A 15996-nucleotide genomic window follows, 5' to 3' on the forward strand; every position below is an offset into this window, starting at 1 on the left:
CTGCCCCCCATTTCCTTATACTGAAAGAGTAAAAATGCGCCGCCGGGGCAGCCGGCAGGCGCGAACGGAAAGGAAGACTCGGCATGGAATTGGAGCATTTATATGAAAACATTCCCGGTACGCCGGACACGGTGCTGATCATCGACGACGACGAGATCAACCGGGCGATTTTGGACAATTTGTTTTCGGATACATACGCCATTGAGGAGGCGGAAAACGGACGGATTGGTCTGGAGCGGCTGCTGGAGCACAAAGACCGGATCTGCGCGGTGCTCCTGGACGTGATCATGCCGGAGATGGACGGCATCGAGGTGCTGCGGGAGCTGAAGGCCAGGAATTTGCTGGGCCAGATCCCCGTGTTTCTCATTACCGCGGAGGCCAGCGACTCCGTGATGCGGGACGCCTACGAGATGGGGGTGATGGACGTGATCAGCAAGCCGGTGATTCCCTACATCGTGAGCCGGCGGGTCAATTCTGTGGTAGAGCTGTTCCAGGCCAGAAAGCGCCTGGGAAATGTGGTGGATCAGCAGCAGTCGGAACTGCTGCGCCAGGCCCAGCTCATCATCGACCTGAACGTGGGAATGATCGAGTCTCTGTCCACCGCCATCGAGTTCCGCAGCGGCGAGTCGGGGGCCCACGTCCGCAGGATTTACGACATCACCAAATATATGCTGCTCCACACCTCGATGGGAGAAGGAATCAGCTCTGAGGAGATCGAGTGGATCGCCATGGCGGCCATCATGCACGACGTGGGAAAAATCGCCATTCCCGACGCGATTTTAAATAAGCCGGGCAGGCTGACGGCGGAGGAATACGAGATTATGAAAACCCATACGGTGCAGGGGGCCACGCTTTTAGAGAAGATCCCTCAGATGCGGGATCACGCGGCCTACGAGTACGCCTACGACATTGCCAGGCACCACCACGAGCGCTGGGACGGACGGGGCTATCCCGACGGCCTGAAGGGGGATGAGATCTCCGTCTGGGCACAGATCGTTTCCCTGGCGGACGTGTACGACGCCCTGGTGAGCAACCGTGTTTATAAAGGAGCGTTTGACCGGAAGGAGGCGCTGCGGATGATCCGGGACGGGGAGTGCGGCCAGTTTAATCCGCGGCTGTTAAAGTGCTTTGAGGAAGTGGAGCCGGAGATCTGGAATTTATATTATCAAAGGAGAGAGGAATAGATGATGGACGAGGGGAAAAAGATTCGTTTAAAGGAAGCGGGAATCAATGTGGAGGAGGCTCTGTCCCGGTTTATGGACAACGAGATGCTGCTGGAGCGGTTTTTAAATAAGTTCCTGACAGACGGGAGCTTTGCCCTTTTAAAAGAGGCCATGGCGTCGGGGGACAGGGATACCCAGCTGCGGGCCTCCCATACGTTAAAGGGCGTGTGCGGAAATCTTTCCATCACCAGACTTTACGAGCTGGCGACCAGCCAGGTGGCGCTGATGCGCGCGGACCGCTGGGAGGAGGCGGAGAGCATGATGCCGGAAATGGAGCAGGCTTACGAGGCAGCAATCGCGGCAATCCGGGGGTAGTGCCAGATGAGCGTGAACAGGAGAAGGAAACGAAGGAGGGTATTCCAACGGAATATCACTCTTTACAGCGTTGTGCTGGTCTTTCTGGCGGCGTTGGGGGTTTTGAGCTTTTTCATTCTGCGGACGGAGCTTTTGAAGAATACCCAGGATCTGGGGGAGTCTTTAGCCAGGAGCTATTCCTCTGAGGAGAGGAACAACCTGACGGTCTATGAGACTTTGCTGGATTTTGGAACGGAGATCATCGACACCCAGACCGCCCAGGGACGCCCCAAAAGCGAGACGAAGGAAATGATCCATACCTTTTTCCAGCAGATGCAGGCATCCCTGGGAGACCGGACGGTGGATCCCTACGTGCTCATGGACGGGGAAATCGTGGCTGCCAATCCCTGGGAGGGGGACGCGACCTATGACGCCCAGTCCACGAATTGGTATCGGAATGCCCTGGCAGCGGACGGCGAGCCTGTGTTTACCAATCTTTACACAGACGCGGTGTACAACCGCCCCGTGATCACCATTTCCCAGAAGTGCAGTGAGAGCGATACGGTGATGGCTTTTGACATTTTTCCGGAGAATTTCCAGTTTCAGTCCAATCCTCTGCCCCTTCCGGAGAATGCCTCTTTTTATCTCTGTGACCGGAAGGGGGCGCTGATTTACAGTCAGACCATTCTGGATATGGAGGGCGATGAGCTGAAACCATTTATGGATGAGCTGGTTGCCAGCATTGAAAACGGGGAGCAGGACAGCTACAATTCTTATATGAATGACCCCCTGGGAAATAAGCGTGGGGTATATTACAGCTATATGCCAAATGGCTGGATTTCTATCATCACAGTACCCTATGCCACGATTTTAAGGCAGCTGAATTCCATGGCGGCGGCGTTTTCCGTCATTTTGGTGTTCAGCCTGGCGACGGTTGTGATCTTAGCCTGGAGGGACTGGCGGCTTGGCGAAAAGATGGACCGCACCAGCGAGACGGTGCGGGTGCTGGGAAATTCCTACTACGCCCTGTACCGGGTGAATGTCACCACCGGAACCTACGATATGATCAAGGGCTCGGATTACATCCGCAGCCGGATTCCTCCGGTGGGAGACTATCAGGTGCTGTTGGAGGTCATGACGGAGGTGATTGAGCCGGAGGCCTACAAGGAGTATGTGGAGAGCTTTTCCCTCCAGAGCATCCGCGGGCTGGTGTCCCAGCGGGTGCGGGATTTCGGAGGAGATTTCAGGCGGCTGTTTGGAGATACGTACCGTTGGGTGAATGTGCGGGTGCTCTTTGATGAATCCCTGTCTCCGGAGGAGGCTGTGCTCTGTTTCCGGGAAGTGGACGAGGAAAAGCAGCGCCGTTTACAGGAGCAGAAACTTCTGGAGGATGCCCTGGAGGCGTCCCGCAGAAGTGAGAAGAACAAGCACGCGTTTTTCAGCAATATGTCCCACGATATGCGGACGCCGTTAAACGCCATCATCGGTCTCTCCGAGCTGGTCCAGCAGAACCTGGACGACCCGGAAAAGATCTCCGGATATATGGGAAAGATCAATCTCTCCAGCCGTCAGCTTTTGGGACTGATCAACGATATTCTGGATATGTCCCGGATGGAACAGGGCAAGGTGGCGCTGGACTATCAGCAGTTTGACCTGCGGGAGTGCGTGGAAGAATGCGCCTCCACCTTCCGGATCCAGGCGGAGGCGGAGCAGAAGGAATTCCAGCTGCGCTTTGCCCTGGAGGACGAGGTGGTTCTGGGCGATCCCTTCCGCATCAGCCAGATCGTAAACAACCTCCTCTCCAACGCCCTGAAATTTACGGGAAAGAACGACAGAATTTCGGTGGAGGTGAGCCAGTTCGCCCACCAGAATGTGGCCAAATACAAGCTGGTGGTGGCGGATACGGGTATCGGGATGTCGAAGGAATTCCTTCCTCAGCTCTTTGAGCCTTACGCCAGAGAGACCAGGTTTGGGGTAAAACGGGTGGCGGGAACGGGCCTTGGGATGCCCATTGTGAAAAATCTGGTGACGCAGATGAGCGGCCAGATCAATGTGGAGAGTGAGCCGGGAAAAGGGACCACCTTCACCATCATACTTCCCTTCACGGCTGTGAAGGACGCGGCGAAAAAGACCAAGCGGGAGCCTGCGGTGCAGACCTTTTCCCTGGATGGAATCACGGTGCTGCTGGCGGAGGACAACGCGGCCAACATGGAGATCGCCACGGAAATTCTCAGCATGAGCGGGATGAAGATCATCCAGGCGTGGAACGGCCTGGAGGCGGTGGAGCTGTTTAAAGAGTCCAGGCCCTTTGCCATAGACGTGATTCTGATGGATATGCAGATGCCCCAGATGGACGGCTGCGAGGCGGCAAAAAACATCCGGGTGCTGACCCGTCCGGACGCCAAAACCGTGCCCATCATCGCCGTGACGGCCAATGCCTTCGCGGAGGACATCGCTGCCACCACGGCGGCCGGCATGGACGCCCACGTGTCTAAGCCCATTGACTTTACGGTATTGCAGCAGACCATGGAAAAGCTGATCAGCAGACGAGGCAGCTGATGACGGGATGGAAGAAAAGAGGGAAAGTGTGCGCTGAGGCGCACACTTTTTTTGTGATATGTGATATAGGAAACTTCGTTTCCTGTTAAACAAGAATGCTCCGCAAGGAGGCGCACTCCGCGGGGAGGAAACTGACTGCTGGCGCAGCCGCGCTCCGGCGCAAGGGAGTTTCGCCGCACAGAGAAAGATGGCAGCGGGATGCGGCCACGTCCGCCGCGGTCATGTCCATTTACTGCGCGCGTTCCACAAAAATAAGAAATATGTGGAGTAAGCGGCACCGTGCGAAAAAGAATTGTACGAAAACGGCAAAAATAGAATAATATCGTTGTGTTATAAGGAGCAAAATGTTAAAATAGAAAGTAGATTTCCATTCAAAGGGGGTTCTCATATGAACAAGATGCTGTATGATCTAATGGATTGGGCGGGAATAGAGGAAATGGTGTACTCGGAGGCCCGTCATCCGGAGAAATTGCTGGGAGCTCACGTGGTGGACGGCGGAGTGCTGGTCCAGGCATTTATTCCCACGGCTGAGAGCATAGAGGTAAAGATGGGAGCGGGGACATACCCGATGGAGATGGCGGACGAGGAAGGTTTTTTTGCCGTCCTGATCCCCAGAAAGACAGCCGCCCCGTATACCTTACAGGTGACGTTTGACAACGGCACGGAGACGGAGCTGCGGGATCCCTACTACTTCGCGGACCAGATCACCGAGCAGGAGCTGAAAAAATTTGACGCCGGCGTAAACTACGAGATCTACAAAAAGCTGGGCGCCCACCCCATGACAGTGGACGGGGTAAAGGGCGTGCTGTTTGCCGTATGGGCACCCTGCGCCATGCGGGTGAGCGTGGTGGGAGACTTTAACCTCTGGGACGGCAGAAGGCACCAGATGAAACTCCACGAGGGCTACGGCGTGTACGAGCTGTTTATCCCCGGACTGGAGGAGGGAACGCTCTATAAGTATGAGATCAAGAAAATGAACGGGGATCCCATTTTAAAGGCCGATCCCTATGCCAACTACGGAGAGCTGCGCCCCAATACGGCGTCCGTAGTCTGGGATATTGAGAAGTATAAATGGAACGACAAGGCATGGATGGACAAGCGGGCGAAAACGGACACCAAGTCAAAGCCCATGGCCATCTACGAGCTGCATCTGGGTTCTTTTATGAGAAAGGAAATCCAGATGGACGAGGCGGGGAATCCCATCGTCGGCTCTGAGTTTTACAATTACCGGGAGATCGCCCCGAGACTGGCGGCCTACGTAAAAGAGATGGGCTACACTCATGTGGAGCTGCTGCCGGTGATGGAGCATCCCTTAGACGCCTCCTGGGGCTATCAGGTGAGCGGCTATTACGCTCCCACCAGCCGCTACGGAACGCCGGATGATTTCATGTACTTTATGGACTATATGCACGGCCAGGGGATCGGCGTGATTTTGGACTGGGTTCCGGCCCACTTCCCCAGGGACGCGTGGGGAATGGCGGAGTTTGACGGCACCTGCCTCTACGAGCACCGGGATCCCAGAAAGGGAGCTCATCCTCACTGGGGTACCCTGATTTACAATTATGCCAGACCTCAGGTTTCCAACTTCCTGATCGCGAACGCTCTGTTCTGGGCGGAGAAGTACCACGCTGACGGCATCCGCATGGACGCGGTGGCCTCCATGCTGTACTTAGACTACGGAAAGAACGACGGCGAGTGGGTTCCCAATATTTACGGAGGTCACGAGAACCTGGACGCGGTGGAATTCTTAAAGCACCTGAATTCTATTTTCAAGAAGAAAAAGAACGGAGCCGTACTCATCGCGGAGGAGTCCACGGCCTGGCCGAAGATCACCGGGGATGTGCGGGACGACGGCCTGGGCTTTGACTATAAGTGGAACATGGGATGGATGAACGATTTCCTGGGCTATATGCAGTGCGACCCCTATTTCAGAAATTACCACTACGGAGAGCTGACCTTCAGCATGATCTACGCTTACAGCGAGGATTTCATCCTGGTGTTCTCCCATGACGAGGTGGTGCACGGCAAGGGATCCCTGGTGAACAAGATGCCGGGGGCGACCTACGAGGAGAAGTTTGCCAACCTGCGGACGGCCTACGGCTTTATGCTGGGCCATCCTGGCAAGAAACTGCTGTTCATGGGCCAGGAGTTCGGCCAGATGGACGAGTGGAATGAGAATAAGGAGCTGGAGTGGGGACTTCTGGAGTATCCCATCCACAGCCAGATGCAGGAATATGTGAAGGCGCTGAATAAGATGTATCAGCAGTATCCGGCCCTCAGCCAGATGGATTTCCATCCCGACGGCTTTGAGTGGATCGAGTGCAACAACGCGGCGGAGAACATCGCCATCTTCCTGCGCAAGACGAAGAAGAAAGACGAGACCCTGCTCTTTGTCTGCAACTTCGCTCCCGTGGTACACGACAAGTTCCAGGTGGGCGTGCCCTTCGCGGGAAAATATAAGGAAATTTTCAACAGTGACAGCGTGGAATTCGGCGGCAGCGGCCACACCAATCCGCGGGCAAAGAGCTCCAAGAAGGAGGAGTGGAACGAGCGTCCCAACTCTATCGTCATCAATGTGGCCCCCATGAGCGTCAGCGTCTTTACCTGCACGCCGGAGGTGAAAAAGGCCGGGAAGAAGACGGTGAAGAAAGAGGCGCCGAAGGTGAAGACGGAGAAAGCGGCGGCGAAGGCGGAAACGCCGGAGACGAAGGCAGTAAAACCGGCGGAAAAGGCGGAAACCCCGGCGGCGAAGGCGGAAACGCCAGCGGCAGAGACCGCGAAAGCAGCTGCGAAGGCGGAAACGCCGGCGGCTAAGGCAGTAAAACCAGCGGCAAAGGCGGAAAAGCCGGCGGCAGAGACCGGGAAAGCGGCGGTGAAGGCGGAAAAACCGGCGGAAAAGACAGAAACGCCGGCAGCGGAGACCGCGAAAGCGGCGGCGAAGGCCGAAACTCCGGCGGCCAAGGCGGAGCCGGAAAAAGCGTCGGCCAAGGCAGAACCGGCCAGTACGAAAAAGGCAGCCGCGAAAACGGAGCCGGAAAAACCGGCTGCGAAAACCGGGAAACCGGCGGCAAAATCCGCTGCGAAATCCCGCGGCAAGGCAAAATAGACAGAAGGCGAGACAGGAGAGTGTAAATGCCGGATATGGTAAAAAACTGGCTGCCGGGGCTGACCCAGTTTGGGATCGACCTGGCGGTGGCCATTCTGATACTGGTAGTAGGATTTAAAGTGGCGGGAGCGGTCCGAAAGATGGTGGACCGCTCCTTTGCCCGCATGGATATGGAGCTTTCCCTGCGGAAGTTCCTCTTGTCCCTGCTGCAGGCGCTGATGTACGGCGTGCTGATTTTTATGGCGGCGGAGCGGATCGGGATCCAGTCATCCTCCATCATAGCCCTGCTGGGATCGGCGGGACTGACGGTGGGCCTGGCCCTCCAGGGCAGCCTTTCCAACTTTGCGGGAGGCGTGCTGATTCTGCTGATGAGCCCCTTTAAGGTGGGGGACTACATCGTCAGTGACTACGGGGAAGGCAGTGTGGTGTCCATCGGCCTGGTTTACACCACCCTGAACACTTCCGACAATAAGACGGTGGTTATCCCCAACGGCAGCCTTTCCAATTCCCCCATCACCAACGCCACCGCGGAGGAATTTAGGCGGCTGGACATCGCTGTGGGAATCGGCTACGATGCGGATTTAAAACGGGCCAAGGAGATTTTAATGGATATTTACACCAGCCATCCTATGGTGGTAAAGGAGCCGCCGGTGCAGGTGTTTGTGAGCGATCTGGCGGCCAGCTCCGTGATCATCGGCGGCCGCGGCTGGACGGCAACAGGAGACTACTGGCAGTCCAGATGGGACATTTTGGAGGAGGTCAAGCTGCGGTTTGACGAGGCGGGGATTTCCATTCCCTATAACCAGCTGGATGTCCATGTAAATTATACGGATAAGACAGAAAAAGGAGATACAAAGAGATGAGGGAATGTGGAATTCTGCTCCCGGTTACCAGCATCCCGTCCCCCTACGGGATCGGAGGCTTTTCCAGGGCGGCGTATGAATTTGTGGATCAGCTGAAGGAGGCGGGCCAGCAGTACTGGCAGGTACTGCCCTTTGGACCGACAGGCTACGGGGATTCTCCCTACCAGTCTTTCAGCGCCTTTGCCGGGAACCCTTATTTTATCGACCTGGATACGCTGGCGGAGGAAGGACTTCTGACGAAGGAGGAATGTCTGGAGGCGGACTGCGGGCAGTATCCGGCCTATGTGGACTACGAGCGGATTTACAAGAGCCGCTTTCAGGTCCTGCGGAAAGCCTTTGAACGGTGGAAACTCCTGGGCCAGGAGTCGGAGGAGAACTTAAGCCTGGAGACGGAAGAATACTGCGTCTACATGGCGGTGAAAAATCATTTTAACGGAAAAAGCTGGGCGGAATGGGAGGAAGACATCCGCATGAGACGGCCCCAGGCGGTGGCCCGCTACGAAAAGCTTTTGGCGGACGAGATCCTGTTTTATGAGTTCCAGCAGTTGAAATTTCAGGAGCAGTGGAAAAAATTAAAGGCTTACGCGAACCGCCGGGGCATCCGCGTCATCGGGGACATCCCCATTTACGTGGCCTTTGACAGCGCCGACAGCTGGTTCCATCCGGAGCTGTTTCAGTTTAACGAGGAGAGGGAGCCGGATTCTGTGGCGGGTTGCCCGCCGGATGGGTTCAGTCCCACGGGGCAGCTGTGGGGAAATCCGCTGTACCGCTGGGATTACCACAAGAAAACGGGGTATGCCTGGTGGACGGAGCGGATGGCTTACTGTTTCCAGCTGTATGATGTGGTGAGGGTGGACCATTTCCGGGGATTTGACGAATACTATTCTATCCCGGCTGAGGACGAGACGGCGGCCGGCGGCCACTGGGAAAAGGGGCCGGGGTTGGAGCTGTTTCAGGCCATTGAGAAAAAGCTGGGGAAATTGGACATCATCGCCGAGGATCTAGGCTTTTTGACCCCCAGCGTGTTCCAGATGGTGGAGGAGTCGGGATTTCCGGGGATGAAGGTGCTGGAGTTTGCCTTTTCCGCCGACGGGGAGAGCATTTATCTGCCCTATCACTACCAGGAAAACTGCATCGTCTACACAGGCACCCATGACAACGACACGCTCCAGGGCTGGTACGGCTCCATGCCTTCGTGGGACCGGGAGTTTTCTAAGCGCTACCTGGGAAATGGCCATACGCCCCGGGAGGAAATTCACTGGGATTTCATCCGGGCCGCTTTGGGCAGCCGGGCGAGGCTGGCGGTGATCCCCATGCAGGACTATCTGGGGCTGGGGAGCGAGGCCAGAATGAACGAGCCGTCCACTCTGGGAAACAACTGGAAATGGCGCCTTCTGCCGGGGCAGTTTGACCGGGCTCTGCGGGAAAAATGCCGGGATCTGGCCTGGGTGTACGGACGGGGCCGGGAGAAGAAGGAAGAAGAAAAGGAAAAATAGAAGGTCTGAAACAGAAATAGAAACGGCCGTTTCCGGCGCAGGATCATACCTGCCGGGAGCGGCCGTCGTTTGCGTTTGGGCTTTGCGTTTGTTTGACTGTGTTTTTCAAACCAATTTGCCGGGTTTTGTATGGACCGTTATTCTTCTGAGCCTTCCGTACCTTCTGAGCCCTCGATGCTGTCCAGCACCTCCTCGGAGCCTTCCATGTGGGAGGTGAAGGTCACCTGCAGCTCATTTCCGGTGAAATCGGAGGCGTGGAGGGTGAGGCCCTTGGAATCCATCTCAAATTTCACCTCTCCGGCGGAATTGTCCTGGGAGATGGGAAAACTCTGGGCTCCGTCGGAATCCACGGCGTAAACCGACTCAAAATCCACGCCGGACTGGGTGTCTTCCAGGGCAATGGTGATGATGTCGTCATTCAGGTCGTACTTGCGCACGGTGGGCGCGGCGTCGTCCAAAATATTAATGTGGGAGAAAGCGGACGCGGCCATGCCGTTGAAGTTCTTTACAAACACCTCCAGAACGCCGTTGGACGTGATGGGCACGGTGTAGGTGTGGCTGTCGGCCTGCTCCGTCTCAATGGCCTGTCCGTCCTTGGTGATGGACAGCTCCTTTGTAGGGAGAAGGGTGTGGATGGTGACCGTGGCGGTGGTGGAAATGTAGTCCTCCGTGTCGCTGACGGTGATCTCCACCTTGGGCTTGGCCGTGAACAGGTAAAAGATAATGCTGTTTATCACGATAAACGGCAGGACGTAAAAGAGAAGGACGGTCCGCAGATCGCTGGACTGGGTCTGTTTTTTCCTGCGTGTTCGGTTCTGTTTCATGTGATGCCTCCTGATGATTTTATTTCTGCGGCCTTTGGGGGCAGCTGGGTGTGCCGTCCGCCCGGCGGCCCGGGGAAAATACCGGGGGTGCCCGCCCCGCGGCAGTCTGACTCTGACCTATAGCATAGCAGAAAATTTCCGCTCTTACAAGTTTTAACTTCTAAATTCCGGCCAACTGTGCTATGATTAAGATATTAGAAAGAATCGTAAGAAAAAAGTGCACTTTGGCCGCTGGCCGGAAAGGCAGTTATGATAAAAGAAGCCGTTGAATTTGCTGTGGAAGCCCACAGGGGGGCAGTGAGAAAGGGGACGAAGATCCCTTATATCGTCCATCCCCTGGAGGCGGCGGTCATTGTGGGGAGTATGACGAAGGACGAGGAGCTGATCGCCGCGGCCGTTCTCCATGATGTACTGGAGGATACGGACGCCACAGAGGAGGAGCTGCGGGAGCAGTTTGGGGATCGGGTGACAGACCTGGTGGTCTCTGAGACGGACGACAAGACTCAGTCCTGGCTGGTGAGAAAGACCCGCAAGCTCAAACGGGCGGAGGAGGCCGGAACGGATCTGAAAATGCTGATTCTGGGGGACAAGCTGAGCAATATCCGCTCTACGGCCAGGGATTATCTGCTCATGGGAGAGGCACTTTGGGAGCGGTTCAACGAAAAGCACAAGGAATCCCACGCCTGGTATTACTGGGGAATGGCGCTGCGCCTGAAATCCCTGTCGGATTATGAGCCGTACGGGGAGTATGTGGAGCTTTGCCGGCAGGTATTCGGCGACATACGGGAAGAATGGAAGTAGGAGAGAGGGAATGGCAGGGAAATTGCCTGTTTTTTTAGCTGCATTGGATATGATTTGAGAGAGCTTATCTGATTTTTGATTCAAGAGTGATTCAAGAAGGCCGCCGGTTCCGGCGGGATTTTCCAGAATAAGGTTTTTGACAATAAAATAACAATTTAGAGTTGCAGGTGCGGGACAACGAAGGTTGTTCTCTTTTTGCAGTGGAAAAGGAGAGGTGCGGTATGGGAAATTTTATGTGTGTTTGGGCGCTGACGGCGGTTTTGACGGGCGGAATGATGGGAGATGCGGCTGGGACGGCTGCACAAGTGGAAACGGGCGGTACGGCTTACCGGGCAGTGGTTTACCGGGAGGCGGAGGCAGTCACGGAGATTCCGGAGGTGTTTGCCGAGGATGGGGAAGTGTACCGTCTGGTGCGGCAGGAGAGGCGGGGAGAGCGGTGGGAGGCGGATTTTTCCCTCCCGGTGATCTTTGAGGAGTACGGGGCGGACAGCTACCTGTTAAACGGGCAGGAGGTGACGGCGGGAGAGGAGACGCCTTTTGTGGAAGATCGGGGGGAGGAACTGCTGGCCCTGGCTGGCCTTGACCCGGCGTATTATCAGGTGGAGGAAGTGGTCTGGGACGGGGAAAGCTATGTGGATGAGAATGGCCTTCGGTGCAGGAAGGCGCTGGCGTCCGGAAGGAAACGGGTGTGGGATGTGCGGGCAGTGTACCGGGGAGACGGAGCTGGGGTTGAGGATGTGAATGAGGAGGAAAGAGGCGTTTTGCCGGATGGAAATGCCGGGGAGGTGGATTCCCAGGACGGGGAAAAGCAGAATGTTTCGGAACCGTCCGCGGGGGATGGCACATTCCGGTATCTGGTGCGGGCGGCGGTGACGGCATTGTCTTTGGGGGCGGTGCTGATGGCCGTGGGCGGAGGAATGTACCTGTGGATTTGGAGAAGAAAGCGGCGGGAGGAGAAGAAAAATGGCCCCGGAAAGGCCGGCGGCACTTAAGCTGCCGGCGGAAGGTCCGGGATCTGACGTCCCTCGTGGTCGATGTGATAATTGTCCTGATAGATCAGCTGAGAGATGGGCACCAGCTCGTATCCGGCCGCCTGAAGGCCTGTGATAATGGATTCCAGGGCGGCGGGGGTGTATTTGGCCCCGTTGTGCATGAGGATAATGCTGCCGTTTCCCAGGTGTTTGTGGTTCAGCACCGTGTTGATGATGGAATCTGTTCCGTAATCTTTCCAGTCTAAGGAGTCCACGTCCCACTGCACCGGATAGTAGCCCATATCCCTGGAAACGGTGACCACCTGGTCGTCGTAGTCCCCGTAGGGCGGGCGAAACAAGGTCATTTCCTGGCCGGTGAGCTCCTTTACCTTGTCGTGTACCTTCTGGAGCTCGGAGCGGATCTCCTCGTCGGAGAGCTGGCTCATGTTTTTGTGGTTTTCGCTGTGGTTTCCCAGATCGTGGCCCTGGGAGGCGATGTATTTTACATCCTCCGGAAAGTTTTCCACCCAGCCTCCCGTCATGAAAAAGGTGACCTTCACGTTGTGCCTGGCCAGGATGTCCATGAGCTGCTTGGTGTCCTCGTTTCCCCAGGCGGCGTCGAAGGAGAGAGCCACCTGGGGCTTTTCCGTCTGGACGCAGTAAATGGGGAGCTGGCGGTTTCCAGCCAGATGATTGGCGGTGCCGGGGGCCTGGAAAATGTGAAAGGAGCTGGCGGTGAGGGCCAGGCTGCCCTGCTGGTAAAACGTGGTAGCGGCCCCGATGGCCAGCAAAATCAGCGCCATCCAGAACAGGGCGTTTTCAGAGAGGCGGTTTTTCAGTTTCATAGGCGCATCTCCTGACGGCGGGTGTTTATTAAAAATGTATGTGTGGGGTGGGGGCGGTATGAGTGGTTTTTTGGGAAAAGGGGTTTGTGTTTGGGTGGGGGGATGGGGTATAATGAGGGAGAGGAGAACCTTAGAGCAAACCATAGCGGACAAAAGAAAAAGGAGATTGGATTATGCAGCCTTATAGAGTATGGCTTTTCTCAGATTTGATTGAAAAAAATAAGCGAGTGTTTAAGGTGCCTGTATATCAGAGAAATTATGACTGGTCAAATGTTCAGTGTGAAAAACTGTATCAGGATATTATGCTTGCCCATAAACGTGATCACAAGCACTTTACGGGAACGATCGTTTATATAGTCGGACTGAACGGAAGTAATCTGAGCGAGGTTCTGATTATTGATGGCCAGCAGAGGTTAACAACGGTGTATATTCTTCTTAAGGCTCTGTATGACGCAGCAAAAGGCGTTTCTGTCAGAATAGAAGAAGAAATCCAGGAAGTTATGTTTAACCGCAATTGCGATGAGAAATACAAGGTTAAGCTGAAACCTATTAAATCAGATAATGAACAGCTTCTCCTTCTCATCAAGGATAAAATGGATGATATGGACCGGAATTCCAATATCTATAAAAACTACATTCTTTTCAAATCTATGATCAAGGAGACGGTTGATGCAGGGTACGAGCTGGGGGATATTCTTGACGGAATAAAAAAACTAGAAATGGTTGAAATTATTCTGGATAAATCTCAGGGGGATGAGCCGCAAAAGATCTTTGAGTCTATCAACTCTACCGGCTTGGATCTGAGCCTTGCTGATCTTATTAGAAATTACCTTTTGATGGATGATGAGAACCAGGATGAATTATACGAGGACTACTGGTCAGAAATAGAAAAAAATGTTGGATATCGTAATCTGGGGGATTTTGTAATTAATTTTTTAAATTCGAATATCACCAAGGCTGTAAATGCCAATAATGCGTATCTGCTTTTTAAAGAACACTGTGAACAAAATCATTTGAGCCATGAGGATGTGCTGAAAAAACTAAAAAGAACATCTCGGTACTACGGAGCGTTCGTTGGTGAGAATCATTATTACAGCAAGGAAATTACAGGATATTTACGATCCTTCGATACGATTAAGCAGACAACGGTCCTGCCGTTAATATTCAGAATATTCACTGATTATGAAGATGGACACATTGATGACAAGACGCTGTGCAAAGTCTTGAATTACCTTTTGACATATTATGTGAGAGTGACTGCCTGTGAGATTAACAAAAATCTGTCGAAATTTATGAAGTCCATGTACGATAGAGTGATCGACGGTACGACATACGATGGTTATTATGAGAGATTTGTTGTGTTTCTGAACGGACTTAAGGCCAGCGGTCGTATGCCTTCTGATGAGGAATTTGAATATGCGTTACTTTATAAGCCTTTGTATAAGAAACCTATCTGCAAGTTTGTTCTTTCTGCAATAGAGAATTCTACGAAAGAGCATATTGAGGTTAGCAATCTCACCATCGAGCATATTCTTCCTCAAAAAGAGAATGCCGCAGTTTGGAAGAAAGAGGTTGGAGAGAACTACAGCAGAGTCTATGAGGTGTATCTCCATACATTGGGGAACCTTACCATAACGGGGCACAACAGTGAACTGGGAACGAAGTCCTTTCGTGATAAAAAGGAAATCATCAGGGCAAACTCTAAGGCAGTCATTCTTAACCGCGAAGTGCTGTCGGCAGACACATGGAACGAGGACGCAATTTTACATAGAGCGAAGGTTCTTGCGGCGCGGTTGATCGAAGAATTTAATTATGAAGATATTCGTTCCGATTTTATGGGTGATAGTGACAGCGGGTTTTCTTTGGACAGCGGATTGAATTTGACAAACACGAAACCGAGTAGTTTTTCTTTCAGTGGCGAGTATACGAAGGTGACAAGCTGGGCAGAAGTTCTTACAAAATTTATGACTGTGGCCTATGATTTGAATACGGCCCTTCTTTCCGATTTGGCGGCAAAGGATTACATGATCCCGAATGCTACCAATGTGTATATCACCAATGATAAGAGAAAACTGCGTAAGGGCAAAGAAATTGATAGGAGCGGTATTTACTACGAATCAAATCTGTCGGCCAATACAACCATATCATTTATTCGGGATATGATGGTGCAGATGGATTTGGAGAGTGAGGAATTTACGTTTACTTTATCCGAAGTTCCATTCGATATCAACGATGAGAATACATGGGCCGAAGGAATGCTGTCAGTCGCAAGCCTGTTTTATAACTTCATGGCAGATTTAATTGATCGGGGGTTACTTGGGGAAACTGAGGTCGAAAAATTAAAGACAAAGGAATATACCAAGTCATTGTTCGCAACAACGGCTTATCCAGCAATAGCTGACAAGAGAACCGAAAATATGGGCAATTCAACGCAAAAGAGATATCGCGCAAAGGCACTGTCATTCCAGGGAACTGATATTTATATTTCTACCCAGTTCTATGAATCGGACAGAGATGCGGTAATCGAGTGGTATAAGAGACATTTAGCAAAAGATCAATAAGGATACGTTTGGGATTGGATTATTGGATTAAGATATGGAAGTTTGTAAAATTTGCACGTATTTTTTATGAGGCGATGAGTTATGCGGAAACGGAAGAAAATAGATGGGTGTGGAGAATGGATATGTTTTGCAGTTGGAAGTGTTTTAATGGCTGCAGGTTTTATTATTATTCCACCTCTTATCCAGAGATGGGGAAACAAAATATACAAAAAAATTTTAAGTACAAATGAAATGGACTTTAATGATATAGGACCGGAGATCGTTCCATTTGACGAAGAAACAAAGGAGAAGGGCGAATGGCAGGAATAGATGTAGAGAAACTTGCACAAGAAACAATAAACCTAAATTATTCACGGAACAGTATCTGAATTGATAACAGTACCATGAATCTGAAAATTGATCCATGCAGCCATAACATCACTCAATTAACCCGTCAAAAGGGTATAAAATCCC

Annotated in this window: 12 protein-coding genes; 10 read left to right on the top strand and 2 right to left on the bottom strand. The window is 53.1% G+C overall.

The window, feature by feature from the left end; genetic code table 11:
* Positions 1-83 precede the first annotated feature (83 nt).
* From B5E84_RS15060 to malQ, 6 genes are all read left to right on the top strand, one after another.
* Positions 84-1184 carry an HD domain-containing phosphohydrolase gene (locus B5E84_RS15060; protein WP_087224211.1) on the top strand — a complete coding sequence of 367 codons (1101 nt, stop codon included), beginning with the start codon at positions 84-86 and terminating at the stop codon, positions 1182-1184.
* Positions 1185-1538, top strand: a complete 354-nt coding sequence (locus B5E84_RS15065) for an Hpt domain-containing protein (protein ID WP_087224213.1) — start codon at positions 1185-1187, stop codon at positions 1536-1538.
* A 6-nt stretch (positions 1539-1544) separates the two neighbouring features.
* Positions 1545-4076: a hybrid sensor histidine kinase/response regulator gene (locus tag B5E84_RS15070; RefSeq protein ID WP_087224215.1), complete on the top strand. Its 2532-nt coding sequence runs from the start codon at positions 1545-1547 to the stop codon at positions 4074-4076.
* A gap of 388 nt (positions 4077-4464) precedes the next feature.
* Positions 4465-7182: a 1,4-alpha-glucan branching protein GlgB gene (glgB, locus tag B5E84_RS15075; RefSeq protein WP_087224217.1), complete on the top strand. Its 2718-nt coding sequence runs from the start codon at positions 4465-4467 to the stop codon at positions 7180-7182.
* A gap of 26 nt (positions 7183-7208) precedes the next feature.
* On the top strand, positions 7209-8045 hold the full coding sequence (locus B5E84_RS15080; protein ID WP_087224219.1) for a mechanosensitive ion channel family protein: 837 nt from the start codon (positions 7209-7211) through the stop codon (positions 8043-8045).
* Positions 8042-9541 carry a 4-alpha-glucanotransferase gene (malQ, locus tag B5E84_RS15085; protein ID WP_087224221.1) on the top strand — a complete coding sequence of 500 codons (1500 nt, stop codon included), beginning with the start codon at positions 8042-8044 and terminating at the stop codon, positions 9539-9541. Before B5E84_RS15080 ends, malQ begins: the two co-directional genes overlap by 4 nt.
* 137 nt (positions 9542-9678) lie before the next feature.
* Here the strand turns inward: malQ and B5E84_RS15090 are convergent, their stop codons facing one another.
* Entirely contained in the window at positions 9679-10365 is a 687-nt protein-coding gene (locus tag B5E84_RS15090) for a hypothetical protein (RefSeq protein ID WP_087224223.1), read from the bottom strand.
* A gap of 249 nt (positions 10366-10614) precedes the next feature.
* Here B5E84_RS15090 and B5E84_RS15095 point away from each other — a divergent pair, with 249 nt between their 5' ends.
* Positions 10615-11166: an HD domain-containing protein gene (locus tag B5E84_RS15095; RefSeq protein WP_087224225.1), complete on the top strand. Its 552-nt coding sequence runs from the start codon at positions 10615-10617 to the stop codon at positions 11164-11166.
* A 221-nt stretch (positions 11167-11387) separates the two neighbouring features.
* Positions 11388-12158, top strand: coding sequence for a hypothetical protein (locus B5E84_RS15100; RefSeq protein WP_087224227.1), 771 nt, complete (start codon positions 11388-11390; stop codon positions 12156-12158).
* On the opposite strand, the gene B5E84_RS15105 is transcribed toward B5E84_RS15100, so the two are convergent.
* The gene (locus tag B5E84_RS15105; RefSeq protein WP_242963400.1) at positions 12155-12982 is read right to left on the bottom strand and encodes a polysaccharide deacetylase family protein; all 828 of its coding nucleotides are present in this window, start codon (positions 12980-12982) and stop codon (positions 12155-12157) included. The two genes, B5E84_RS15100 and B5E84_RS15105, sit on opposite strands and share 4 nt — an antisense overlap.
* Positions 12983-13155: 173 nt before the next feature.
* Here B5E84_RS15105 and B5E84_RS15110 point away from each other — a divergent pair, with 173 nt between their 5' ends.
* Together B5E84_RS15110 and B5E84_RS15115 are read left to right on the top strand one after the other, a co-directional pair.
* Positions 13156-15543, top strand: coding sequence for a DUF262 domain-containing protein (locus B5E84_RS15110; RefSeq protein ID WP_087224229.1), 2388 nt, complete (start codon positions 13156-13158; stop codon positions 15541-15543).
* Between the two features lie 81 nt (positions 15544-15624).
* Positions 15625-15852: a hypothetical protein gene (locus B5E84_RS15115; protein ID WP_087224231.1), complete on the top strand. Its 228-nt coding sequence runs from the start codon at positions 15625-15627 to the stop codon at positions 15850-15852.
* The last annotated feature ends 144 nt before the right edge of the window (positions 15853-15996 follow it).

Origin of the sequence: Lachnoclostridium sp. An14 (genome assembly GCF_002160755.1) — a bacterium.
Lineage (GTDB): Bacteria > Bacillota > Clostridia > Lachnospirales > Lachnospiraceae > Lachnoclostridium_A.